Genomic DNA, 25,529 nt, shown 5'->3' on the forward strand with positions numbered 1-25,529 from the left:
GATGCGTCCCCCAAGCAGCGCCAAAGCTAGGTATTTATTACCCATTTTTGGCCTCGCTTCTTTCTTACATTTTTATTTCAAGCAGAATTACCGGCGCTGCCCGGCTTCCGGCTCATTGCTTGGGCAATCGAGCTAAACCCCTGTATTACCACGACTTTCTTCGTTCAGAGGAAAATCTCATCTCGCCAAAAATCCGCTAAGCATCATCTATTACAGCCGCGTGAAAGAATTACCGAAAATTGATGTATCTTTTGAGATATTTTTTCGAGAAGGGATTGATTTCTTGTTTTAGCCTTCATACAATTCGTCGCAAGCTGTTACGAAATGTAACGCGATGTATCAAAAAGTCGCTGTCTGTATCAGGTGGTGACAGTAGCCGGAGGTCTGCGTTTCCGGCGAGGCACAAATGACATAACGGCCAAAAAAAGAAGGCCGACATAGTAATTCGGGGCTTCGGAAACACAGAAAATGGACCGTAGCAGCGAGACGCTGGATTCAATCCGCGAGATTAACTTGTCTTACATCATGCTCGCGCAACGCATGTTGCGCGAGGACAAACCAGTCGGGATGTTCCGCCTGGGGCTGTCGTCGGAACTGGCCGATTTGCTGGCGGGGCTCTCGCTCGCGCAAATCGTCAAGCTGGCTTCTTCCGATCAGCTTCTGTGCTTCTTCCGCTTCAACGACCACTCGATGTTGTCGGCGTTGACGCAAACGACAAAGCACGCAGCAGTTGCACCGACTCACGCGGCGATCCTGCTCGCAGGCCAGCCCGCCGAGCAGTTTGCTTAATCGAGGTGACTGCGATGCTCAAGCGTAGCCTGACGGAAGACGCACAAGAAGTATTCCGCGCAATCGCGCTGATCGAACTCGGCGCCCGCATGCAGGTGCTCGAAAGCGAATTGACGCTCTCGCGCGACCGCATGATCCGCCTGTATCGCGAGGTCAAGGGCGTATCGCCGCCCAAGGGCATGCTGCCGTTCTCGGCGGACTGGTATATGACGTGGCTCGCGAACATTCACGCGTCGCTGTTTTACAACACGTACCTGTTCCTGAAGCGCGAAGCGCGTTGCTCACATCTGGATGCGCTGACCAAAGGGTATCGGCTGTATCTGGAACATTGCCAGCACAGCGAAACCGAACCGGTGGTCGACCTGACGCGCGCATGGACACTGGTGCGTTTCTTCGATGCCGACATCCTGCAGTTGACCAAGTGCTGCCGTTGCACCGGCAAGTTCGTCGCGCACAAGCATGATCTGCAGCACAACGTGGTGTGCGGCGCCTGCCAGCCGCCGTCGCGCGCCGGCAAGACGAAGAAAGCCGCAGCCGCTCGCCAGGAAGCACTCGAAGCGGCACAGGTCGCGCAAGCCGCCTGATTCGAAGTGACTCGACGAGGGCTGGTCCGGCCCGACTCGAACCGAAGCCTTAAAAAATCCGCACACTGTGCGGATTTTTTTCGCCATCACACATCACGCCGCCCATCGGCGCCTGTCGCGCTGGTGAATCAGCCGGCCAATCCCACCGTCTGCACGACAAGCCAAAGGTTCGCCGCACTGATCGCGCCGAACAGCAACCACGCAAGAAGCCGGGTCGGCAGCCGGTTGGCGAACTCGCCCATCAACGCGCGGTCGTTGGTCATGCGAATCAGCGGATAGAGCGCGAACGGCAGTTGCAGGCTCAGCACGACCTGGCTTGCAACCAGCAATTGGCCGACCGCGCCGTTGCCCAGCATCTGCACGCCAATCAACGCGGGAATCAATGCCAGCGCACGCGTGATGAAACGCCGCTGCCAGCACGGAATCTTCAGCTTCAGGAAGCCTTCCATGATGACCTGCCCCGCCACCGTGCCGGTGAACGTGGAGCTTTGCCCCGACGCGAGCAGCGTGATGGCGAACAGCACCGCCGCGAAACCGGTGCCGACGATCGGCGCGAGCAGCCGGTAAGCATCTTCGATCTGCGTCACCTGGGTGTGGCCGGTTGCATGAAACGCCGCGGCGGCAAGAATCAGGATCGCCATATTGATCAGCAACGCGAGCAGCAGCGACGCGATGGTGTCGATTCGCGACAAGCTGATCGCCGAACGGATGCCGGCCGAATCGCGCTTCACCGCACGCGTCTGCACGATCGACGAATGCAGATAGAGGTTGTGCGGCATCACCGTCGCGCCGAGAATGCCGATCGCCAGGTACATCGGCTCGCGTGAATTGAGCGCCTGCCACGACGGAATCAGCCCTTGCGCCACCGACGGCCAATGCGGCTGCACCAGCGCGAGTTCGATGATGTAGCCCACGCCGATCGTTGCGATCAGGCCGAGCATGATCGCTTCGAGATCGCGGAAGTTCTTGCCCTTCAGGCCGAGCACGATCAGCGTGTCGAACGCGGTCAGCAGCACGCCGGTAGTCAGTGAGCAATTGAAGAGCAAATGGAACGCGAGCGCGCCGCCGAGCACTTCGGCGAGATCGCAGGCCACGATCGACAGTTCCGCGAGCAGCCACTGCACCCGCACGACGCCGGGCGAATAACGCGCGGCGGACAATTGCGCGAGGTCGCGGCCGGTGGCGATACCTAAACGCATGCTCAGACATTGCAGCGCCATCGCCGCGAGGCTCGACAGAAGCACGACGAACAGCAGACTGTAGCCATAACGCGAGCCGGCTTCGATCGCGGTGGCCCAGTTGCCCGGGTCCATATAGCCGATCGAAACCAGCAAACCGGGGCCTGCGAATTGCAGGATTTTCTTCCAGAAGGGCGCGCCTTGCGAGACGGCAACCGAGCCTTGCACCTCGGATGGGCAAAACGGCGCCGTAGCGGTGGTCGGTAGTTTGAACAGCAAGCAGGGGATCTCTTGATGGGAATCAACCGCGGCGCCTCTAGAGGCCGCCGCGAACCGCCTCAAGTGTACAAAGAAACCTCGGGCAATGTCCCGCTCAGTACCTAGCGGCCAACGTCGCGCACGCGATAGTCGATCGGATCATGCAATGTATGCACGCGGGCGTTGCGCCAGAAACGGTCGAGCGCAAGCGGCGCATGCGTAGCGCGCGCCCCATAGGCGTCGAACAGCTTTTCGCTGACGTCGAGCGCGGCGCGATGCGCGACGATCTTCGCCTCCGACGTGGCAAGCGCGACTCGCGCGCGTGTTTCGGCGGACAACGACGGGCCTTGCCGCCAGGCATCGTCGAGCGCATAGGCGGCGCGCCGCCGATGCTGCGCACCGGCGTGCACCGCGGGCAGCCGCGCACGGCCGCCGCCGAACAGCTTCTCGCGCAGCGTCGGCGCGGGATCGTAATCCTCCTTGTAGACGCCGCGATTCTGCGACTCCGGCACCGCCAGATTCACGAAGTCTTCGAACGATTCGGGCATCACCGTGCGCGTCAGATTGAAACCATCGACACCGGCTTCGTCGATCCACGACACCAGTTCGTCAGCGATCTGTTGCGGCGAGCCGACCAACGGCTTGCGTAGAGGCACGCTCAGACAGGCCGACAAACATCGGGCAGCGCAAAGGTGCAACGTATGGTTTGACCGCCGCGTGGCGGCGTTCAAGCGCGCGAGTGCATCAGCGCGGACAACGGAAGATCGGACAGGTCATCGCCTCTCTCCTGATGAGGTGCGAATCATCATAGAGGGCGACAATCGGGTGGTCTACGAACGGATTTTCGGAAGGAAATCGATAAAAGCAATTTCGATGAAAAAACGCCGGGGCGCGCTGTTGCGCGACCCGGCGTTTGCTACGCTGCGGTGCTCAAGAGTCAATCGGTTAGCGCTTCGCCACCTGCTGCGGTAAGGGCGAGGGCGAGGCCGAGGCCGAAGGTGAAGCCACAGGCGACGCCGCATCAGAACCCGCAGCCGGCGCAACCGCCCCAACCGCTGTATCCTGCGCGTTCACCGCCCCCCAACCACCGCCCAGCGCGCGAATCAGATTCACCGTCGCCACCGCCTGCGTGCCCGACAAATGGCTCGCCTGCAACTGCGAAATCAGCACCTGCCGCTCGCCGTCGATCACATCCAGATAACTGACCGCGCCCTCCGTGTACTGTGTGCGCGACAAATGCGCCGCCCGTTGCGAGGCCTCCACCGCGTCGTTCTGCTCACGCATCTGGTCGTCGAGCAGACGCAGATCGGCAAGGTTGTCCTCGACCTCACGGAACGCCACCAGCACCTGCTGACGATACTGCGCGACGTCCTCGTCATACTTCGAGCGCGCTTGCGCGAGATTCGCCTTGCGACGGCCACCGTCGAACAGCGGCAGCGTCAATGCGGTACCCGCCAGCGGACCGAGAATAAATGCGCGGCTCGACCACATGAACAGATCGCCGAGCGTCGCCGATTCAAAGCCAGCCGCGCCGGTGATATCGAGCTTCGGGAAGAACGCGGACTTCGCCAGGCCCACGCGCGCATTCGCCGCCTGCATCGCCCGTTCCGCCGCCGAAATATCCGGCCTCCGTTCGAGCAACGCCGAAGGCAAACCGGCCGGCACACGCACCGTCACCGGTGCAAGCGGCGCTTCCGCGAACGAAAAGTCCGCTGGCGGCTTGCCGAGCAGAATCGCGAGGCTGTGCTCGGACGCCGCACGCTGACGCGCGACACCGACCGCATCGGCACGCGCGCTCGCGAGTTCGTTGCGAGAGCGCGAAACATCCAGCTCGCCGATATCGCCTTCCTTGAAACGGCGTTCGACCAGCTTCAGCGTGTCCTCGCGCAACGCGACGGTACGGCGGTACAGCTCCTGATCCTTATCGAGCTCGCGCAACTGGAAGTAGTTCTGCGCGACATCGGCCTGCAACGACAGTTGCACCGAACGGAACAGCGCTTCGCTCTGCTGCTCGTCCGCACGCGACGCATTCACGTTCGAGCCGACCCGTCCGAACAGATCCGCTTCGTACGAAGCGCCCACCTGTGCGCGCCAGATCGTGCCCGTCGTGCCGCCCGCGCTATCCGGCTGGAATTGCGAGGCCGCCGATGCACGCTTACGCGTCGGACCAAAGCCCGCGTCGAGCTTCGGGAACCAGTCCGACTTCGCCGCCCGCGTTACCGCGCGCGCCTGCTGGACGCGCGCCGCCGCTGCCTTCAGATCCTGATTCGCGGCAGCCGCCTGCTCTTCGAGCGCATTCAATTGCGGGTCGCCGAAAATCGTCCACCATTCGCCGCGATGCGCGTCGTCGGCGGGCTGAGCCTGCTTCCATGTGCCGACGTCCGGCGCGGAAGGCGCGGACGCAGCGGAAGTAGCCGACGCCGCAGCGGGCGCTTCCTTGAACGCGACCGGCGTATCCACGTCGGGCCGCTTATACGTCGGCTCCACCGAGCAGGCGGCGAGCAGCGCAACCAGCAAACCGCTGACCGCCGCCCGGCCCCAACCGCCCAACGTGTCAAAGCGCGAGTGCGGTCCAGATTCAAAGCGTTTCATTATTGTTTTCTCCTCATGCGTCCGTCACCGGCGCGCCATAGTGCGGCGAGTCCTTCTGCGCGACGTGAATCGTCCCGCCTGCCAACGTACGCAGCACCACATAGAACACAGGGGTCAGCATCAGACCGAACAGCGTGACGCCAAGCATGCCGAAGAACACTGCGATACCCATCGCATGACGCATCTCGGAACCGGCCCCGCTCGACAGCACCAGCGGCACCACACCCATGATGAACGCGATCGACGTCATCAAAATTGGCCGCAGACGCAGGCGGCTCGCCTCGATCGCCGCCGACAGCGGCGTGTGTCCGTCATGTTCGAGTTCGCGAGCAAACTCGACGATCAGAATCGCGTTCTTCGCCGACAACCCCACCAGCACCATCAAACCGATCTGCGTGAAGATGTTGTTGTCCCCGCCCGTGAGCCACACACCGGTCAGCGCGGACAGCACGCTCATCGGCACGATCAGGATCACCGCGAGCGGCAACGTCAAACTTTCATACAGCGCCGCGAGCACGAGGAACACGAGCAGCACGCTGATCGGGAACACCCACATACCTGCATTGCCGGCAAGAATCTGCTGATACGTGAGGTCGGTCCATTCGAGCTTCACGCCGCGCGGCAACACTTCGGCCGCCACGCGCTCGGCTGCGGCTTGCGCCTGCCCCGACGAGAAGCCGGGCGCGGGTCCGCCGTTGATGTCGGCCGCCGTGTAGCCGTTGTAACGCACCACCATTTCCGGACCATAGGTCGGCGTCACCGTCACCAGCGACGACAACGGCACCATGTCACCAGCCGCATTGCGCGTCTTCAACTGCAGGATGTCGTCGGCGCGTTGGCGGAACGGCGCATCCGCCTGCACCCGCACCTGATACACGCGGCCGAAGCGGTTGAAGTCGTTCACGTACAGTGAGCCCAGATAGATCTGCATCGTGTTGAACACGTCCGTGACCGGCACGCCGAGCTGCTTGGCCTTCACGCGATCCAGGTCGACGTTCAGTTGCGGCACGTTGATCTGATAGCTGGAGAAGGTCGGGCCGAGTTCAGGCGTTTGCGCCGCACGCTTCACGAACGCTTCCGCCGCCTTGTTCAACTCCGCGTAACCGAGCGCGCCGTGATCCTCCAGTTGCATCTTGAAGCCGCCGAGCGTGCCGAGACCGAGCACCGGCGGCGGCGGAAACACCGCAACGAACGAATCCTTGATCGCGGCGTACTGCTGGTTCAGCGCACCGGCAATCGCACCGGCGGAGAGCTTCTTGTCGCCACGCTCCTTGAACGGCTTGAGCGTCACGAACACGATGCCTGCGCTCGAACTGTTGGTAAAGCCATTCACCGACAAACCGGGGAACGCCACCGCGCTTTCCACGCCAGGCTGCTTCAGCGCGACCGCGCTCATATCGCGAATCACTTTCTCCGTGCGATCGAGCGACGCACCGTTCGGCAACTGCGCGAACGCGATCAGATACTCCTTGTCCTGCGCCGGCACGAAACCGCCCGGCACGACACGCGAGATAAGAACCGTCGCGCCCAGCAGAATCGCATATACCGCGAGCATCGCACCCTTGCGGCGAAGCACGCCCTTCACACCCCGGCCATACGCTTCGGAGCCACGATGAAAGACCTTGTTGAAACGCTTGAAGAAGCCGCCCAGCACACGGTTCATCGCCCGCGTCAGGAAGTCTTCCTTCTCGCCATGGCTGCGCAACAGCAGTGCGGACAATGCCGGCGACAGGGTCAGCGAATTAAACGCCGAGATCACCGTCGAGATTGCGATGGTCATCGCGAACTGCTTGTAGAACTGACCCGTGAGGCCCGTCATGAAGGCGAGCGGCACGAACACGGCGACCAGCGTCAACGCGATCGCGATGATCGGCCCGCTCACCTCGCGCATCGCCTTATACGTCGCATCACGCGCACTCAACCCGTTCTCGATGTTTCGCTCGACGTTCTCCACCACCACGATCGCATCGTCCACCACGATCCCGATGGCGAGCACCATGCCGAACAATGACAACGCATTGATCGAGAAGCCGAATGCGAGCAGCAGCGAGAACGTCCCCACGATCGACACCGGCACCGCGATCAACGGAATGATCGACGCGCGCCACGTCTGCAGGAACACGATCACAACGATCACCACCAGCGCGATCGCTTCGAGCAGCGTATGCACTACGGCCTCGATACTCGAGCGCACGAACTGCGTCGGGTCGTAGACGATCCGGTATTCGACGCCCGCAGGCATGTCTTCGGCGAGTTCTTTCATCGCCGCGCGAACCTGTTCGGAAATCGCGAGCGAGTTCGCACCCGGCGCCTGGTTGATGGCGAGCGCCACCGCCGGCTTGTTGTCGAGTAGCGAACGCAGACCGTATTCCGACGCCGCGAGTTCGACACGCGCGATATCGCGCAGATACGTCACGCCGCCATCCGGCGCGGTCTTCACGATGATGTCGCCGAATTCGCCCTCGGTCTTCAAGCGGCCACGCGCATTCACCGACAACTGTAGTTGCGTGCCCGGCACCGAAGGCGATGCGCCGATCACACCGGCCGCCACCTGAATGTTCTGTTCACGAATCGCGTTGACCACTTCGGTCGCCGTCAACCCACGTTGCGCGACTTTCTGCGGATCGAGCCACACGCGCATCGCGTAATCGCCCGAACCCCACAACTGCACTTCGCCGACGCCCTGAATCCGCGCGAGCCGATCCTTGACGTTCAGCAGCGCGTAATTGCGCAGATACGTCATGTCGTAGCGATTGTTCGGCGAGATCAGGTGAACCACCATCGTCAGCGTCGGCGAACTCTTGATGGTCGTCACGCCGAGCCGTTGCACGTCTTCCGGCAGGCGCGGCAGCGCCTGGTTGACGCGGTTCTGCACCAGTTGCGTCGCGAGGTCCGGATTGGTGCCGAGCTTGAAGGTCACCGTGAGCGTCAGATTGCCGTCGCTATTCGCCTGCGACTGCATGTACAGCATGTTCTCGACGCCGTTGATCTGCTCTTCGAGCGGCGAAGCCACCGCCTCGGCGATCACCTTCGGATTCGCGCCCGGATACTGCGCGTGCACCACCACCGACGGCGGCACCACTTCCGGATACTCCGAAATGGGCAGCTTGAAGAGCGAAATAATGCCCCCCAGCAGGATCAATACCGATAGCACCCCGGCAAAGATCGGTCGATCAATGAAGAATTTGGATATGTTCATTGGAAGCTCTTAACGTTGGAGCATGCGCCGCGCTAGCGTGCCGCGGCGCACGGGGCTCACGAATTCTTGTCCGCTTTGGCGCGCGTCTGTGCGAGCGGCGCGCTGTTCGGATCCTGATCGGTCGTCATCGGCACCATGTGCGCGCGCACCGTGTCGCCAGGACGTATGCGTTGAATGCCGTTGACGACGATGCGGTCGTTGGCCTTCAGCCCATCCTTGACGACACGCAGGTTGCCCTGCATGCTGCCCACCGACACTTCGCGGTAGACGGCGTGGTTGCCCTGATCGACCACCAGCACGAACTTCTTGTCCTGATCCGTGCCGACCGCGGCGTCGTCGATCAGCAGCGCCGGATGCGGCACGCTGCCGCCCACCTTCACGCGCGCATACAGGCCCGGAATCAATGCACCATCCTGGTTATCGAAGCGCGCACGCACCCGGATCGTGCCCGACGACGTGTCGAGCCGGTTGTCGACCGATTCGATCGTGCCGCTGCGCGAGTAGCCGCTTTCATCCGCAAGACCCAGTTCCACCGGCACCTTGCTGCCGTCTTTCGCGCGGCTCAGGTATTGCAGATAGGTTTGTTCGTCCGCGTCGAACGATGCGTAGATCGGCGACACCGACACCAAGGTGGTCAACGGCGCCGAACTTGCGCCGGCCGACACCACGTTGCCCACCGTGATTTCCGCGCGTGACACGCGCCCCGCCACCGGCGCCACGATCTTCGTATAGCCGAGGTTGATGCGGGCGGTTTCGAGCGCGGCTTGCGCGGCCTTCAGGTTCGCGCTCGCCTCGCGCGCGGCGTTCTGCTTCTCGTCGTAGTCGCGCCTGGCGATCGCGTTGTCGGCGATCAGGCGTTGCGCGCGTTCCCAGTCGCTTTGCGTGTAGCCGGTGCGCGCCTGCGCGGCCGCGAGTTGCGCCTCGGCGCGATCCACTTCGGCGGCATACGGGCGCGGATCGATCACAAACAGCGTGTCGCCCTTCTTCACGAGCGCGCCATCCTTGAAGTTGACCGAGACGATCGTGCCCGGCACTTGCGAACGGACGTCCACTTTTTCGACCGCTTCGAGACGGCCCGAATAGCTCTGCCAGTCGGTGATCGTTTTCTGCACCACGGTGGCGACATCGACTTCCGGCACGATGGTCGGCGCGGCGGGCGAACTCGCATCGACGCGGATCGCGCCGAACGTGCCGAGCCCGGCGACGGCGATGACGACTAGCGCGGCAATCGCCACGCGGCGGCGAGAAAGAGGAAGGATAGTCATGTGAAACTCCCGGTATCGTTGATTGAAATTCTGTTTATCGATGGGCGCGCGCATCGAAGCGCCACTGAAAAAAGCGCACCGCTTCCTGCAAAGCGGGCGGATGATCGGCCAGCGCGGCGTGCGATACGCTCGGATAGCGGACCACCTGGGTCAGCACACCCGCGTCGATCAGACTGCTTGCGTACTTCTCCGCTTCCACGTGCAGCACGTCGTTCTGCGCGGTCGCGATCAGCGTGGCCGGCAAGCCCGCGAGCCGCGCCGATTCGAGCGGCGCCGCATACGGGTGCATACGCTGCGACGCTTGCGGCAGATACGCGCGATAACACGCCGCGCACTCTTTTGCCGTGATGTCGGAGCCTAAACGCCGTTCGTCGCCCAGACGCGTGAGGCTCGGATCGAGCATCGGCCCGAACAGCGCCTGCGCCGCAATCTGCACGTCGCCGCGATCGCGTGCGATGAACGCGAGGCAGTTGGCCAACTGCCCGCCCGCGTCGTGGCCCGCTACGCCGACCTTTCTGCTATTGCCGCCGAACGCCCGCGCCCGCGTCTGCACCCACAGCGCCGCGCGGTGCGCGTCTTCCGGCGCGGCCGGAAACGGAAACTGCGGCGCGAGCGAATAACCCACCGACACGACCAGCGCCGGTAAGTGTTCTGCGAAATAACGCGCGGCGAAATCGGCCTGCTCGATCGAGCCCTTCGTAAAGCCGCCGCCGTGGAAATAAAGCAGCACTGGCAATGCGGTTTTCTTCGCCTGCCGGTACAAACGCAGTGTGATGTCCTGTACGTGTCCCTCGATTTGTACGTCGGTGATGTCGAGTGCCGTGCTGTCTGCGGCTACCGCGCCGTCGGTGGCGGGCGCGAAAGAGTACGGCGATTTAAATGCATCCATGTCGGGCTGCGCAATGCGCATAGAACTTTCAATGGTGCGAATTGTGGGTTCAGCAGAGTCGTAAATAAATGCCTATAATCCGGCAACACAATTCGGCGCCCCTGAACAATCGAGTGCGATTGCTCTGCGGAGCGATTTCCGCCCGGCGCGCCCGCCCCTTCTGGAGGTTTGCAATGGACCGGCTTCAGGCCATGCAAGTGTTCACGCGAGTCGTCGACACCAACAGCTTTACCCGCGCAGCGGAAACGCTCGACTTGCCGCGCGCATCCGTCACCACGATTATTCAGAACCTCGAAGCGTTCCTCGGCACGCGTCTGATGCATCGGACCACGCGGCGTCTGTCGCTCACGCCGGACGGCGCGGCGTACTACGAACGCTGCGTGCGTATCCTCGCGGACGTCGAAGAGACCGAAGCCAGTTTTCAGAGCGGCAATAAAAAGCCGCACGGCAAGCTGCGCATCGACATGCCGGGCTCGATCGGGCGCCTGCTGGTGATTCCTTCGCTATGTGAATTCCACACGCGCTATCCGGACATCGACTTGCAACTGGGCCTGTCGGACCGGCCAGTCGATCTGTTGCAGGAAGGCGTGGATTGCGTGGTGCGCGTAGGCGCGCTACAGGATTCCTCGCTGGTGGCGCGGCGCATTGGCCTGTTCGAGGGCGTGACCTGCGCGGCCCCCGACTACATCGCGCGTGCAGGCATGCCGTCTTCGCTCGAAGACCTGGAGAATCACAAAGCAGTCAATTACTTTTCAAGCCGCACGGGGCGCACGATCGATTGGGCCTTCATGGTTGAGGGCAAAGAAGTCGAAGTGAAGATGAAAAGCATCGTGTCGGTGAACGACGCGGACGCCTACGTGACGTGTGGACTCGAAGGTTTCGGCCTGATTCAGCCGGCGCTCTTCATGGTGCTGCCGCATCTGCGCTCGGGTCAGCTGGTGGAAGTGTTGCCGGAGCTGAAGCCTTTGCCGATGCCGATTTCCGCAGTCTATCCGCACAGTCGTCATCTGTCGCCTAAAGTCCGTGTTTTCGTAGACTGGATCGCGGAGTTGTTCGACCGTTGCCCGTTGCTGAGCGGACGCGGCAGTCTCGACGCAACCTGCACGAAGCGCACTTTCGAAGAACGCGAGTCCGCGCCGATGCTCGATACGCCGGTGATTACCGAATGGGTCGCGTGATGCGCTGAAATCGAAGTACGAAATGTGGAACACTGAATTTCAACCGCGGCTCTAATGCCGCGGTTTTTTATTCCATCAAGGCTTTAATTCGATTGTTCCGAAATCGCGACAATTCATTTCGCGAAAGTGCGATTTATCCGCGCTCGCCCAAAGTCTACATTTCACCCTGCCGCAGTACTTCTCGTGCTGCAAACGAATCAGGAGTGAATCATGAAACGCAATCTTCTCGCAGGTCTCGCTCTTTCTCTGCTTGCCAGCACATCCGTATTCGCACAAAGCAACGGCGGTGGTGGCATCGGTCGCGCCGGCACTTATGAAACGCAACCGACGCCGAGCACGAGCGCGAAAACGCGCGCCGAAGTGAAAGCGGAACTGGTGGCCGCTTATCGTGACGGTTCGCTACCCGCGCTAAATCGCACCAGCTATCCGAACAAAGGCTTGATCGGACAGACACAGACCGCACGTATCGCACTGCAGGAAGGCACGAGCGGCGACGTCACACGCGTCGCCAAGGGTCAGTAAGAAAAACAAAGGCACCGCAATGGTTCGGTTTCCAAAAGAAGTCATCATTGCGGCGTCATCCATGCACTCTTTAAAAAGGAGCACATCATGACACCATCCGAACTGGACAACTGGGATACCGACACGCCAGTGTGGACGCCGTATCGCGCGCCGCAACATTGAGCGTGACTGGCCGTTTGAATTTAGCGGTAAGCGTTGTACGTGTGCCCGCGGTATTGCTCCGCGGGCACATTGCTATTCAGCTCTATCGAAGTGATGCGTCGTTATCGTTTCGGCACGCCTTCACGCCACTCGCCCCAATGCGTGACGATGTCCTGCACCAATGGATTGCCTGAGCGGAACAGGTTCTCGATAGCGATCGTGAAGCCGCCTTGCGCCGCATAGTTGAGCAGGTTGTCCGCGCTCGTCTGGCCATCGTAGGGGCGATCGAAATCGGAACCCGCGCGCAATACCGCGACGCGATTCAGATCGACCTTATGCACCGAGGCCGCACGCTTGAGCGCTTCGTAGGTGGCATTGTCCTCCTGCTGCGTCGTGCAATAGACGCCTTTGCCATCCGTCAGAATCTTCGTCCAGTCGCGGGCGCGCTGGCCGAGTTGCGTACCGGACCACCAGGTGTCGCCAGCCAGCGTATCGCATTGAATGACCGACGGCGGGCGATTGGCCGGTGCATAGGAATATTTCGCGCGTGCGGCCTGAGCCTGCGCGTCATCGGACAACACGACGGTGCGCGACAACGCAAATGCCGTATCGGCGAGTTGGGTGTTCAACTGGAATACTTCGGTGCGATAGTCGAGTGGCGGCTTATCCGAAGGACTCGTCGTGTTGATTCCCAGATAACCCGTGTTCCAGCCAGGCGGAATCTCGCGGCCGTCGATCTCCCACTGAATGCCGAAGTCGACCAGATACTTCGCCCACGCGGCCGAGCCCACCGTGCCCTGCTGCGGATCGATCCCGGCAATGCCGGCGACCATGAAGTACGTGTGCCGCAAATCGAAACGCGGCGAGAAGGTCAATGCCATGATCGACGCCGCCGCGTTGGTGTGCCCCATGCCGGTGGTCATCACGCAGATGTCCTGCTTGTTGCAATGAACCGCCGGGTAATCGGGTGACAAACCATCCACCGTGATATCGCGCCATGGCCCGAGCCGATCGAGCCACACCTGGCCTTCGGGGCCGAACATCGAAATGATCATCACCTTGACGGGTCGCCCATGCGAGCCGCCATAACCGTGAGAGAAACCTTCGTCATCGTCCGCGCTAGCCGGTCCGGACGAAAAGGCGGCGCAAGCCGCAAGAGCAACAGCGCAGAACGCGCCGAGTGAGCGAGTCAGCATCATGTTCTTCCTTTTATGCTTGTAATGCAGGTTGGGAGAGAGTGCTGCTTTCAGGCCGAAAGAAGTATAGGCGCGACGAAATTATTTGCCACTCCGTGATGAACGATATCCTGTACGGCAAATGTAAGCAGCGGGCATGGCATGGTGCATGGGCTCGCGAGGTTGTTCACGCGCTCGCGCGTTCGCAGATCGTCGCCTCCCACCCGGAGTACCCCTCATGAGCGCCGGGTTCACGGCAGGGTTAGTGGTCAGGTTCGCGGTAGCCGTAGTGGCCGTCCTTTCCGTGCACGTCTTCACGTACAAGGGCCGCGATAAGCCGCAAGCGACGCCGCAAGCCGCGCGCGCGCAGTTGCTACCGCTGCCCGCAGTCGTAACGAAGCGGCTTTCGATGTCGCATCACAGCGCCTTCGCACTGTTCCGTAGCGGTCACGGCACGCTTGAGCATCTGGCGGCGCTCGCGCGCGTCGTCTACATGTCCAGGCCGATGCTGTGCGCGGAGAACCCGGGCGCGACTAATGCGAAGACGTTTCGCGCCGCCGAGACGGTTCTCCATCAGTGCCTTATACGTATGCAGGGCAACGAGAACTGGCAACTCTAACCGTACGAGGCGGCACAGCTTGCGGAATTGCTGACGATACACGACTGGCAGCTCGCACCTATCGCAGGGAACGCTATCACGACGCCTGGTACAGGCTGGTGGCGGCAGCGGAGGCGGATATATCGCCGCTCGCGGGTAGCGACGCGCAGCCGGCACACACGGCGTTCTTTGCGAATCCACGGGGGGCAGACGCACGGACCACATTACCGCCATCTTCGTCGCCGCTTCGGCGGACGTAGCCCTGCTGCTGGTGGTGTGCATCGCAGGCATAGTCATTTTTACGCGGCGTAACGATACGCCGCCCGATCCTGATTTATCTCCAATACCGACGACTCTTGACCATTAGTGGGCCGGAAAATAATCGAGCGCGCATTAAGTAGAGTGACCGAAATTATCAGGAATTGTCAAATCAACATTAATTCACTTTTATCTGATGGTGATTCCGAAATCAGTCTGATAGTCTCGTCACCCAAACGCTCAAGTTGAATCTAGAAGCGGCGCCCGATCTGCCGTCGTGGCCTTGCGTCGTTGTAAACCGATTGGAAAACGCTTCGCGTTGCGCGGGGCTTCATTCAGCATTACGAGTACAAGCAATGAATAACCATTGTTACCGGCTTGTGTTTAGCAAGCTGCGGGGAATGCTCGTCGCGGTCGCAGAAACCGCAATCGGGCATAGCACGAGTCATGGAGAAACCGGGCCGTCGTCCTCGCGTCGACCGATTACGCTTTTCGCCATGCGTCACGTAGCGTTCGCCGCACTGGCAATCTTCGGACTGGCTCCCGTTCTCGCAGACGCGCAGATCGTGCCGTCCGGCGCGCACGCGCCGAACGTCATCAGTACGGCAAATGGCCTGCCTCAAGTTAACGTTAAAAAGCCGTCGGGCGCTGGCGTATCACTTAACACATATTCACAGTTTGACGTATCGTCTGGCGGCGCGATTCTCAACAATTCGCCGGTTAATACGAACACTCAACTCGCAGGCCAGATATCCGGTAATCCGAATTTCGCACCGAACGACGCCGCGAAGATTATCGTCAATCAGGTGAACAGCAACAGCCCCTCACAACTGAGAGGTTATGTCGAAGTCGCGGGCCAGAAAACCGCGGCTGTCGTGATCGCAAATTCCTCGGGCCTGGTCATTGACGGCGGCGGCTTCATTAATACGTCCAGAGGGACCTTAACGACCGGCAATCCGCTTATTGACGGTAACGGCGACCTCACCGGTTTTAGCGTGACTGGCGGCACGATTACCGTTCAGGGCGCGGGCCTCAACGCTACGAATATCGACGAGGTGGATTTACTGGCGCGCGCCGTGCAGGCTAATGCAGCGATTTACGCCAATACGCTGAACGTGACGGCCGGCTCGAACAATATCGACTACGCGAGCCTGACGCCGACGCCCATCGCGGGCAGCGGACCCGCGCCCGCCGTCTCTATCGACGTCGCGCAGCTCGGCGGTATGTACGCCAACCGCATCACTCTGGTGGGCAACGAGAATGGTGTCGGGGTAGCGAACGCCGGTACGATTGCCGCGCAGGCTGGCAACCTCACGCTGACGACTTCGGGTCAGCTCGTCCAGTCGGGCAAGATGACCGCGAGCGGCAACATCGGTATCAACGCGGCAAGCGTCGCAAACAGCGGTACCGTCTACGCGCAGCAGAATACTACCCTCGGCGCGGCGGGCGCGCTGACCAATAGCGGTACGCTTGCGGCGCAGCAGAATACGACGGTCAATGCCGCGTCCGTTGATTCAACCGGTACCCTCGGCGCAGGCGTCAACAACGATGGCTCGGTCGGTAGCTCGGGCGACCTCAATGTTGCGACGGGCGGCCAGTTGAACGCGACCGGCGAGAACGTGGCGGGCCGCAATGCGTCGCTCTCGGGTAGCGGCGTCAATCTCGCGGGTAGCGAGACGGCGGCGAACGGTAATGTATCGCTGACGGCAACCACAGGCGACCTGAACCTCGCGGGCGCGACGACGAGCGCAGGCGGCTCGGTCGTGGCGAATGCAGCGGGTACGCTTGACAACGACAACGGCTCGCTGACGGGTGGCGGCGTCACGCTCAACGCGGGCAACCTGTCGAACCAGGACGGTGACATTTCGGCGCAAGGCCCGCTCGTCGCGCAGGCGTCCGGCCAGGTTGCAAACCAGGGCGGCTCGATTGTCTCGCAAGGCGCGATGCAGGTAAGCGGCGGCGCCATCGCGAACAACCAGGGGACGATGCAGAGCGCGGCGGGCATGTCGGTGTCTGGGGCGTCACTCGACAATACCGCAGGCCGCATTACGTCACTGAACGGCGACGGCCTGTCGGTCACGACGACGGGCCAGCTTGTGAACGCGGCGGGGACGACCGCGACCGGCGCTCAGGGCGGCGTTATCGGCGGCAATGGCGCCGTCACGCTGCAAGGCGCGAGCATTGCCAACCATGGCGTGGTGTCGGCGCAGACGAACCTTCAGGTGACCGGGCAATCGGTCGACAATAGCGGCGGCTCGCTCGGCGCATCGGGCAATACGACGGTTAATGCCGGTTCGCATCTGACCAACAGCGGCGGGTCGATTACGGCAGGTCAGGCGGTTACGGAGAGCGCGACAACGCTCGACAACAGCTCGGGCACGACGCAGGCCGCGCAGGTCTCGCTCAACGCGGCAAACCTCGTCAATCATGCGGGAACGATTACGCAAACGGGCAGCGGCCCGATGACCGTCGCGGTATCGTCCACCCTCGACAATTCGGCGGGCGGCACGATCCAGACGAACAGCACGGACCTTAGCCTCACACCCGCTACGCTCGACAACGACGGCGGGACCATTGTTCACGCAGGCACCGGGACGCTGACGCTTGACGCGGGCAACGGCGCGGGGTCAATCTCGAACGCGAACGGGACCATCGAGAGCAACGGCAAGGTCGTAGCCGAGGGCAGCTCGTTCAACAATGCTGCGGGTCTGGTACTCGGCCAAACCGGGCTAACCGCGACGGTTGGTGGAGCGCTCGACAACACGAACGGCAAGCTGCTCTCGAATGCGGACCTGAGCCTCGCGAGCGGCACGCTGAACAACAACGGCGGCGAGGTCGGCGCAGCCTCGAACGGGACGATCCAGAGCGGGCCGATGACCAATAGCGGCGGCTCGATCGTCGCGCCGAATCTGGCGCTCGCAGTCGGCTCCACGCTAGACAATAGCGGTGGCGATATCGAGGCGAACCAGCTCGCGCTGGGCGCGACGGATCTCCTCAATCGCGGCGGGACGATCACGCAGTACGGCGCGTCGCCCATGAGCGTCAACGTCAGCCATACGCTCGACAACTCGAACGGCGGCACGATCCAGACGAACAGCACGGACCTGACGCTCGCCCCGGCTACCCTCAACAACGACGGCGGTACGATCCTCGCCGCCGGAACGGGGACCCTGACGATTGCGCCGGGCAACGGTTCGGGCTCCGTATCAAACGTCGGCGGGAAAATCATCACTGCCGGACAGATTGCCGCACAGGCCGCGAGCCTCGACAATGCGGGCGGTGTCCTCGCTGCACAAGGCAATATCGCAGCGAACGTCGCGGGCAATATCGACAATACGCAAGGAGCGGTACGCTCGCTCGGGTCCCTTTCGCTCGCGAGCGGCGGCGCGCTGACAAACACGAACGGACAGATCCAGTCCGGTACGGGCGCTGCGGGTGATGCGAGTACGCTCGGCGTTCAGGCCGCGTCCGTCGACAATACGGGTGGTCTTGTGAGTAACCTCGGTACGGGAAATACGACCGTACGGGGCGGCAGCCAGACCATCAATAGCGGCGGCGTCATTACGGGTAACGGCAACGTCACCGTTGATACGTCAGTGCTCTCCAACACGCAGGGCGGCCAGGTCAGCGGCGGGAGCGTCGACGTACAGGCGAATACCGTCGACAACAGCAACGGCGAGATCGGTAGTTTCGCCGGTCCGACCGGTGACGTTGCGATCACGACGACCGGCGCGATCACGAATACGAACGGGCAGATCGGCGCGACCCATGACCTCACCGTGAACGCGGCAGCGCTGACGGGCGGCGGTGCATATAGCGCGGCTAACGACGTAGCGATAAGCGTTCAGGGCGACTTCGCGCCCACCCCGGATCTCCAATTCAGTGCCGGTCACGACCTGACCTTTACCCTTCCCGGTACGTTCAGCAACGGCGCCACGCTGGCGGCGGTCAACAACCTCGGCATCAACGCGGGCGATATCTCCAACAGTGGCGCGATGATGGCCGGCGGCACGCTCACCACGCACTCGAACACGCTGGAGAATACGGGGGCGATTGTTGGCGGCAGCGTCTCGCTCAACGCAGCGCAATCAATCACGAATGTCGGGCCGACCGCGCTGATCGGTGCGACGGACAGCAGCGGGACACTGGAACTGCTCGCCCCCGATATCGAGAACCGAGACGACACCACGACGACCGATACGCAGGCGACGACCGCGATTTATGGTCTCGGTAAGGTCGTGCTGGCGGGCGGCAAGGATGCGAACGGCAACTATACGAACGCGAACCTTATCCGCAACCAGTCGGCGCTGATCCAGTCGGCAGGTGACATGACGCTCGACGCCAATCAGGTCACGAATACGCGGACGACGATGACCACGACGGGTCTGAATCAGCCGGTCGACCCTGACCTGTTGGCCCAACTCGGCATCAGTCTGTCCGGGTGTACTGCGATCAACATGGCCGCCTGCTCGGGTCAGGATGTGGGCTGGTCCACTCCCGACAACCCGGCTTTCCTGACTATGATTGGCGGTGTGTACACGGTGCCGCCGCACACCGGCCAGTGGAATAGCGGCTACCAGTACACGACCTATACGGGCGAGGCGGTGGCGAACCTGATTGCGTCCATCAGCCCACAGGCGCAGATCATTGCGGGCGGCAACCTTGACGCGTCGAAAGTGGGGCTGTTCCAGAACGACTGGAGCGCGGTCGCGGCAGTCGGCAACATTGCCGCGACCGTTACGCTCGACCAGAATAGCTGGCAGGGGCAGACCGCGCCCGAGGTACAGGTCACCTACTCGGGCTACTATCACTACAACAACTATGACAACTCCGAGCACAACTGGACCTTGCCGTTCGGTAACGCGCCGTTTGTCGGTTCCAATCCGGGCGGCTACCAGGTGGCACCCGCCGATATCCGCTCCTACGCACTCCCGAGCTACGAGTCGAGCTTCGTCGCGGGCGGTACGCTTTCCGGTACGGGCGTCAATATCAACAATACGGCCGGCAATGCGGGCGTTCCTTCGCTCGGTCTTGTCCCCGGCCAGTCGCTGGGTGGAGTGACCGTCGGCGGCGTCAGCGGCAGCGCGGGCGGGTCGAAAGGCGGAGCGGCTTCGGTCAACGGTGGCTCGGGGCTCGTGAATCCCGTCATCGCGAGCGCGACGGCGGTCAATGTCCTGAGCAACCTGACGATTCCCCAGGGTGGCCTGTTCAGACCGGATACCGCGCCGAACGCGCCGTACCTGATCGAGACGAATCCGGCCTTCACCAGCCAGAAATCGTTTATCTCAAGCGACTACTATCTCCAGCAGCTCGGCCTCAATCCGCAGAGCGTCGAAAAGCGCCTCGGCGACGGCCTGTACGAGCAGCAGCTCGTACAGAACGAGATTACCTCGCTGACCGGCAAGGCCGTCCTCGGCCCCTATACCGACGTCCAGTCGATGTATGAAGCGCTGATGGCGGCGGGTGCGTCGCTCACCGAGTCCCTTAACCTGCCGCTCGGCATGGCGCTCTCGCCCGAGCAGGTTGCGGCACTGACGAGCAACGTCGTCATCATGCAGACCGAGATCGTCGACGGGCAGTCCGTCCTCGTGCCGGTCGTCTATCTCGCGAAGGCCAGCCAGCAGGACATGAATGGGCCGCTTATCGCGGCGACCGACATCGACCTGCAGAACGCGCAGACCTTCAATAACAGCGGTACGGTGCAGGCGAGCAATACGCTCTCGATTCAGGGCCAGCAGATCACCAACGCGTTCGGTACGTTGCAAAGCGGCGGCCTCATGTCGCTGGCGACGACGGGCAATGTCGACCTGACCTCGGCCACCGTGAACGCCGGGAGCCTCGCGCTGAACGCGGGCGGCGACCTGATCCTCAATACCGCGGCGAATACCGTCAACCAGGTCAGCGCGACGGGCGCGACACGGACCACGACGACGCTTGGGCCCATCGCGAACCTCAACGTAACGGGCAACGCGGCGATTGTGACGGGCGGCAACGTCGAGCAGAACGGGGGCAACCTGAATGTGGGCGGCAACCTCGGCATGGCCGTGGGCGGCAACTACGATCTCGGCTCGGTGCAGACCGGCGAGCACAAGGTGGTCGCGGGCGCGAATGGCGTGTCGAATACCGACGTCAACCAGACGACCGGCAGTTCCGTCAAGGTGGGCGGCGTCTCGCAGATCGGCGTGGGCGGCAACCTGACCGCGACGGGCGCGACTATCAATCTCGGCGGCGGCGGGACGATTGCAGCGAACGGCGACGTCACGCTCCAGGCGGCGAAGGCGACCTCGACCGTCGACAGCAACAGCTCGGGCAGCGACAGTCACGGCAGCTATTCGGATTCGCAGCACACCTCCGCCGATACGCTGACGGGGACGACGCTCAATTCCGGCAATTCGCTGACCGTCGCATCGGGCAACGATATCAACGTCATTGGCAGCACGATCAACCTCGACCAGGGGACAGCAACGCTCGCGGCAGCGAACAACGTCAATATCGGCGCAGCCAGCGCGACCTATGTCGACAATTTCCAGGAGCAGCACAGCCATAGCAACGTGGTGAGCGGCAAGGAAGTCTCGAGTTCGAGCGATACGACGACGACGCTTTCGCAGGGCAGCATGATTTCGGCAGACGGCGTGTCGATCTCAAGCGGCAAGGACATCAACGTCGCGGGCAGCACGATCGTCGGGACGAACGATGTATCACTGAGCGCCGTACATGACGTGAATATCACCACGACGCAGGATACGAGTCAGAGCAGTTCGTCCTACGAGGAAAAGAAGTCGGGCTTCGGCGCGATGAGTGGTGGTGGATTCAGCCTCAACTACGGCACCAGCGACACGAAGGAGACGACGCACGACAGCAGCGTGACGAACAACGGCAGCCTCGTGGGCAGCACGAACGGCAACCTCTCGATTCAGGCGGGCGACACCCTGCACGTAACGGGCAGCGATCTCGTGGCAGCCCAGAATGTCACGGGCACGGCGGCCAACGTGATCATCGATGCGGCTACCAACACCTCGCATCAGGACGATACCCAGGAAACGAAGCAAAGCGGTTTCACGCTGGGGCTGGCGGGCAGCATCGGGGATGCGATCAACGGCGCGGTATCGCAGGGGCAGGCGCTCGCGAGCGGCAACAGTAATGGTCGCGCCGAGGCGCTGCACGCGATTGCCGCGGTCGGCGATGCGGGTATCGCCGCCGCTGGTGTGGCCGGCGCGTCACCGGGTCAGCCGCCCTCCATCGGCGTGAAGTTGAGCTTCGGTTCGAGCCAGAGCAAGAATACGTTTACCGAGGACCAGACGACGCAGGTTGGCTCGAACGTCCAGGCAGGCGGCACCGCCGCGTTCGTGGCAACCGGGGGCGGTGACAATGCGGGCACGCCCGGCAGCGGCAACGTGACCATCGCCGGTTCGAACGTCAGCGCGAACGATGTACTGCTCGCCGCGAAGAATCAGGTGAACATCGTCAATACGACGGACACCGACACGACCACCAGCACGAACAAATCGAGTAGCGCGAGCGTCGGCGTGTCCTATGTCCTTGGCCAGGGGTTTGGCGTCTCGGCCTCGATGGCAAACGCGCACGGCGATGGGAACAGTGACGCGGCGATGCAGAACGCCTCGCACGTAAGCGGCACGAACAGCGTTAACGTCGTTTCGGGCGGCGATACCAACATCATCGGCTCGCAGGTCAGCGGCGGCCAGGTAACGGCGAGCGTCGGCGGCAACCTGAATATCCAGAGCGTGCAGGATACGACCGTCAGTACCGCGCACCAGAGCAGCGCGGGCGGTGGCTCCAGCATCAGCCAGGGCGGCGGCAGCGCGAGCTTCAGCGCGCAGAACGGCCACGCGGACAGCAACTACGCCCAGGTCAACGAACAGGCGGGTATTCAGGCGGGCAACGGTCGCTTCGATGTCAACGTCAAGGGCAATACGAACCTCACGGGCGCGGTGATTTCAAGTACCGCCGATCCGTCGCAGAACAGCCTGACCACCGGTACGCTGACCTATAGCGATATCCAGAACCAGTCGCATTACAGCGCGTCGAGCAATGGCATCAGCGCGGGTGTGGGCGTTGGTAATACGGGCAAGGCTCTCGGTCCTGGCTCGGTTAGCGGCTCGGGCGGCGTATCGCCGATGATTTCGCAGAACGACAACGGCGACCAGAGCTCGACGACGCGCAGCGCGATAAGCGCGGGCTCGATCAATATTACGAACCAGGCCGAGCAGACGCAGGACGTTGCGAACCTGAGCCGCGACACGACGAACACCAACGGGACGGTGTCGGCAACGCCGGACGTGAATAACCTCCTCTCGCAGCAGGCCGATACGATGGAAGCCGCACAGGCGGCGGGCCAAGTAGTGGCTCAGGGTATAGGCCTGTATGCCGACAAGAAGGAGGAAGCCGCGCTGAAAACTGGAAATTTGGAAACGGCAGCAGCATGGGATGAGGGTGGGACGGATCGGGTGCTGCTGCACGTAGTGGGTGGGGCGTTGATGGCTGGGCTTGGCGGTGGTGGCATCGGAACAGCCCTCCAGGGTGCAGCAGGCGCGGGAGTGTCGGCGGCGTTTGCTGGCAAGCTGAACGGGCTGGCTGATTCGATTGGTGACAGCACGGGTTCAATGACGCTGGGCAATGTGACGTCGAACGTGCTGGCTGGTATGGGTGGTGCGCTAGTCGGCGGAAACGCTGGTGCGTTCACGGCGTCGAATGCCGATCTGTACAATCGGAGCACTGGCAACGGCGATAGTACGGGCGGCACGGGAAGTCAGTTTCTGGACAGACTGGGCAATGCGCTCGTGTCCACGGCGACAGACCCGCTCGGCGCATTGAATCATGCGCTGAACAGCTTCATTCCGTCACCTTCTGGCCAGCAGCCGCCCGCCGACGCGAATCCACTTGTGCAAGCCAATGATGGCGGCAATACGCCGTCTGGCACTGCGGGAGCGGTCGTGACACCTCCAGCCTATGCGATGACCCCTGAGGGGCCAGTGCCGGTTTCGCCGGGTATTGCGGTGCCGGGGCATGGGCCCGGTAATACGACGCTGAGTAGTGGTGGAGATAATGCTCAGGCATCAACCAGCGACAACTCCGAGGCGTCGCTTCCTATGGGTAGCAAATCTACCCAGTTCAATCAACCGAAGAATCCAACATATCAGCCTACGCGAAACACGCCGGGAGCCGTCGATGGCACAGACTACGCGGGCCACGCATTCGATCGTATGCAGGATCGAGGGCTAACCCCATCGGTCATACAGAACACGATCGAAAATGGCGTGCCAACGCCAAGCCGTGGAGGCACGACAGTGTTCTATGATTCGGTCAATAATGTTTCGGTGGTTACGAATAGCGAAGGCAAAGTGATTACAGTCAAGTACGGGAAATGACATGCGAGCTATCGATATACTTGAGCGCGCTAAAACAGCAACAAGGGACCATCTTGAATATGCACGTTTCGTTCAAGAATCGGAGATGTTGCATGACAATGGTGAGCAAGATGAGCAGCAGAAATCTGCTTATAACGCCTGTTGGTTTGAGCTTGAGGTAGTTAATGCCCTGGCATTATCGGAGTGGGAATCCGCAGGAAATCCGAGCGATTGGACGGCAGCGTGGAACGAACGTTACAAGAGAGATGCTGAAGAGCTAGTCGCCAATCTGTGCGAGATCTTGCGCCAGAAGAAGCAGTAACAAAACAAAACCGGCATTGAGCCGGGTTTGGAAAGAAGGCGGCGACTCGCGTGCAATACTTCAGGCAGGAGGCGGCGCATTGATCGGTGGCATCGGCGATATTAGCGTGTTTACGGCGGTAGGCGTGCTGCTGGCGCGGGGCTGTCATCAAAGCTCGCAGACCAGACAAAGGGTGTCAGGGATGCGGTGTCTGACGCGACCGGCTCGTCGCTGATCGGAAACCTCGCCGGAAACATTCTGTCCGGTCTCGGCGGTGCGCTGGTCGGCGGGACTGTCGGGGCCGCCACAGCGTCAGGCGTCAATCTGTACAAACCAGGCGAACGACAAGAACGAGACCGAAGCGCAGAAGGAAGCACGGGAACTTCAGCAGCAGGCGGCCCGCGAACGCGCAATGCTGGGCCAGGGTTCCGCGATGACTCCGCAAGGCGAGCCCGCCAGCTCGTTGCCGACGACCTCACTGGCAGCGGCAGCAGCGGCTGGAGGTGGCGCGAAGGTCAATGGTACTAGCGGTTCCGCTGCGATGATTGGGGGCGCTACGGTCACAGATCGCGCTACAGGGAATGTTTATGAAGGCGTCGTCAACGTACAACCGACACTGGATCGAATCGCCAGCGGTACAAAATACTCTTCGCGTAATGACTCTACAACGTTCAACAATAACGAAGGAATACTCCCGCCAAAGCCTTCCGGCTACTACACTGAATATGTTGTTCCTACCCCGGGAGTAACGGGAGTTGGGCCCCAGCGAATCGTGACGGGGCAAAACGGTGAGACGTATTACATGCCAGACCAACTACAAAACATTCATTCCTGTCCAAAAGTGATCGCTATGACTAAATCAAGTCCGTTTCGTTACGAGGCGGCGCCAGACCCGAGCCTTCGAAGGGAGGCGTTTGTTGCCGTGATGCCGCACGCGATCGGCATGAAGAGTACCTTGCTTGAGGCACTCGCTTCGGCACTCGCATTCCCAGCATATTTCGGTTCCAACTGGGACGCGCTGTTTGATTGCTTGCGAGACTTTAGTTGGATCGCAGAGCGCAACATTGTGTTAGTTCACGATGATCTGCCGGCGTTGCCAGAACGAGAATTGCAGATCTACCTACGCGTGTTGCGCGATTCTGTTCTGGATTGGTCGCCAGAAGAAGCACATCGTTTCGAGGTGGTATTCAAGGAAACAGACAGAGAAGCCGTTGAAGAGGTACTTCGTCGATAAGTG

Annotated in this window: 14 protein-coding genes and 1 pseudogene; 8 read left to right on the plus strand and 7 right to left on the minus strand. The window is 61.6% G+C overall.

What is annotated here, in order from left to right; all coding sequences use genetic code 11:
* The first annotated feature begins 468 nt into the window (after positions 1–468).
* Both flhD and flhC read left to right on the plus strand, forming a co-directional pair.
* A complete protein-coding gene (gene flhD, locus B0G69_RS29180) occupies positions 469–789 on the plus strand; it encodes a flagellar transcriptional regulator FlhD (RefSeq protein ID WP_042324711.1) in 321 nt (106 codons plus the stop codon).
* Between the two features lie 14 nt (positions 790–803).
* Entirely contained in the window at positions 804–1,373 is a 570-nt protein-coding gene (flhC, locus tag B0G69_RS29185; RefSeq protein ID WP_121323371.1) for a flagellar transcriptional regulator FlhC, read from the plus strand.
* A 128-nt stretch (positions 1,374–1,501) separates the two neighbouring features.
* Here flhC and B0G69_RS29190 read toward each other — a convergent pair whose 3' ends face one another.
* The 6 genes and pseudogenes from B0G69_RS29190 to B0G69_RS29215 form a co-directional block, all read right to left on the minus strand.
* Complete coding sequence (locus tag B0G69_RS29190) at positions 1,502–2,830, minus strand: Nramp family divalent metal transporter (RefSeq protein ID WP_121323373.1); 1,329 nt, start codon at positions 2,828–2,830, stop codon at positions 1,502–1,504.
* 101 nt (positions 2,831–2,931) lie between these two features.
* Positions 2,932–3,192: pseudogene (locus B0G69_RS29195) on the minus strand (acyl-CoA dehydrogenase); the annotation flags it as partial.
* Between the two features lie 562 nt (positions 3,193–3,754).
* Positions 3,755–5,401 (minus strand): efflux transporter outer membrane subunit, encoded by a 1,647-nt coding sequence (locus B0G69_RS29200; protein ID WP_121323375.1) that lies wholly within the window; start codon positions 5,399–5,401, stop codon positions 3,755–3,757.
* Positions 5,402–5,414: 13 nt separating this feature from the next.
* Positions 5,415–8,600, minus strand: coding sequence for an efflux RND transporter permease subunit (locus B0G69_RS29205; protein ID WP_121323377.1), 3,186 nt, complete (start codon positions 8,598–8,600; stop codon positions 5,415–5,417).
* Positions 8,601–8,656: 56 nt separating this feature from the next.
* Positions 8,657–9,865: an efflux RND transporter periplasmic adaptor subunit gene (locus B0G69_RS29210; protein ID WP_121323945.1), complete on the minus strand. Its 1,209-nt coding sequence runs from the start codon at positions 9,863–9,865 to the stop codon at positions 8,657–8,659.
* A gap of 34 nt (positions 9,866–9,899) precedes the next feature.
* Positions 9,900–10,754, minus strand: a complete 855-nt coding sequence (locus B0G69_RS29215) for an alpha/beta hydrolase (RefSeq protein ID WP_121323946.1) — start codon at positions 10,752–10,754, stop codon at positions 9,900–9,902.
* Positions 10,755–10,927: 173 nt separating this feature from the next.
* On the opposite strand from B0G69_RS29215, the gene B0G69_RS29220 reads away from it, so the two are divergent.
* Positions 10,928–11,932, plus strand: coding sequence for a LysR family transcriptional regulator (locus tag B0G69_RS29220; protein WP_121323379.1), 1,005 nt, complete (start codon positions 10,928–10,930; stop codon positions 11,930–11,932).
* 210 nt (positions 11,933–12,142) lie between these two features.
* Positions 12,143–12,454 (plus strand): DUF4148 domain-containing protein, encoded by a 312-nt coding sequence (locus tag B0G69_RS29225; protein ID WP_121323381.1) that lies wholly within the window; start codon positions 12,143–12,145, stop codon positions 12,452–12,454.
* A gap of 263 nt (positions 12,455–12,717) precedes the next feature.
* Here the strand turns inward: B0G69_RS29225 and B0G69_RS29230 are convergent, their stop codons facing one another.
* Entirely contained in the window at positions 12,718–13,791 is a 1,074-nt protein-coding gene (locus B0G69_RS29230; RefSeq protein WP_121323383.1) for a purine nucleoside permease, read from the minus strand.
* 217 nt (positions 13,792–14,008) lie between these two features.
* On the opposite strand from B0G69_RS29230, the gene B0G69_RS29235 reads away from it, so the two are divergent.
* From B0G69_RS29235 to B0G69_RS29250, 4 genes are all read left to right on the plus strand, one after another.
* Positions 14,009–14,389 carry a hypothetical protein gene (locus tag B0G69_RS29235; protein WP_121323385.1) on the plus strand — a complete coding sequence of 127 codons (381 nt, stop codon included), beginning with the start codon at positions 14,009–14,011 and terminating at the stop codon, positions 14,387–14,389.
* Positions 14,390–14,982: 593 nt separating this feature from the next.
* Positions 14,983–24,012 carry a hemagglutinin repeat-containing protein gene (locus tag B0G69_RS29240; protein WP_121323387.1) on the plus strand — a complete coding sequence of 3,010 codons (9,030 nt, stop codon included), beginning with the start codon at positions 14,983–14,985 and terminating at the stop codon, positions 24,010–24,012.
* A gap of 1 nt (position 24,013) precedes the next feature.
* Positions 24,014–24,313 (plus strand): hypothetical protein, encoded by a 300-nt coding sequence (locus tag B0G69_RS29245; protein WP_121323389.1) that lies wholly within the window; start codon positions 24,014–24,016, stop codon positions 24,311–24,313.
* 253 nt (positions 24,314–24,566) lie between these two features.
* Complete coding sequence (locus B0G69_RS29250; protein WP_121323391.1) at positions 24,567–25,526, plus strand: barstar family protein; 960 nt, start codon at positions 24,567–24,569, stop codon at positions 25,524–25,526.
* Positions 25,527–25,529 lie beyond the last annotated feature (3 nt).

Source organism: Paraburkholderia sp. RAU2J (genome assembly GCF_003634845.1).
Taxonomy (GTDB): domain Bacteria; phylum Pseudomonadota; class Gammaproteobacteria; order Burkholderiales; family Burkholderiaceae; genus Paraburkholderia; species Paraburkholderia fynbosensis.

Bases quoted from the DNA above. Each gene is read 5' to 3' on its own strand.
- B0G69_RS29235 (WP_121323385.1), top strand. From the start codon at position 14,009: ATGAGCGCCGGGTTCACGGCAGGGTTAGTGGTCAGGTTCGCGGTAGCC.
- B0G69_RS29225 (WP_121323381.1), top strand. From the start codon at position 12,143: ATGAAACGCAATCTTCTCGCAGGTCTCGCTCTTTCTCTGCTTGCCAGC.
- B0G69_RS29245 (WP_121323389.1), top strand. From the start codon at position 24,014: ATGCGAGCTATCGATATACTTGAGCGCGCTAAAACAGCAACAAGGGAC.
- B0G69_RS29215 (WP_121323946.1), bottom strand. From the start codon at position 10,754: ATGGATGCATTTAAATCGCCGTACTCTTTCGCGCCCGCCACCGACGGC.
- flhD (WP_042324711.1), top strand. From the start codon at position 469: ATGGACCGTAGCAGCGAGACGCTGGATTCAATCCGCGAGATTAACTTG.
- B0G69_RS29230 (WP_121323383.1), bottom strand. From the start codon at position 13,791: ATGCTGACTCGCTCACTCGGCGCGTTCTGCGCTGTTGCTCTTGCGGCT.
- B0G69_RS29210 (WP_121323945.1), bottom strand. From the start codon at position 9,865: ATGACTATCCTTCCTCTTTCTCGCCGCCGCGTGGCGATTGCCGCGCTA.
- B0G69_RS29240 (WP_121323387.1), top strand. From the start codon at position 14,983: ATGAATAACCATTGTTACCGGCTTGTGTTTAGCAAGCTGCGGGGAATG.
- flhC (WP_121323371.1), top strand. From the start codon at position 804: ATGCTCAAGCGTAGCCTGACGGAAGACGCACAAGAAGTATTCCGCGCA.
- B0G69_RS29200 (WP_121323375.1), bottom strand. From the start codon at position 5,401: ATGAAACGCTTTGAATCTGGACCGCACTCGCGCTTTGACACGTTGGGC.
- B0G69_RS29205 (WP_121323377.1), bottom strand. From the start codon at position 8,600: ATGAACATATCCAAATTCTTCATTGATCGACCGATCTTTGCCGGGGTG.
- B0G69_RS29220 (WP_121323379.1), top strand. From the start codon at position 10,928: ATGGACCGGCTTCAGGCCATGCAAGTGTTCACGCGAGTCGTCGACACC.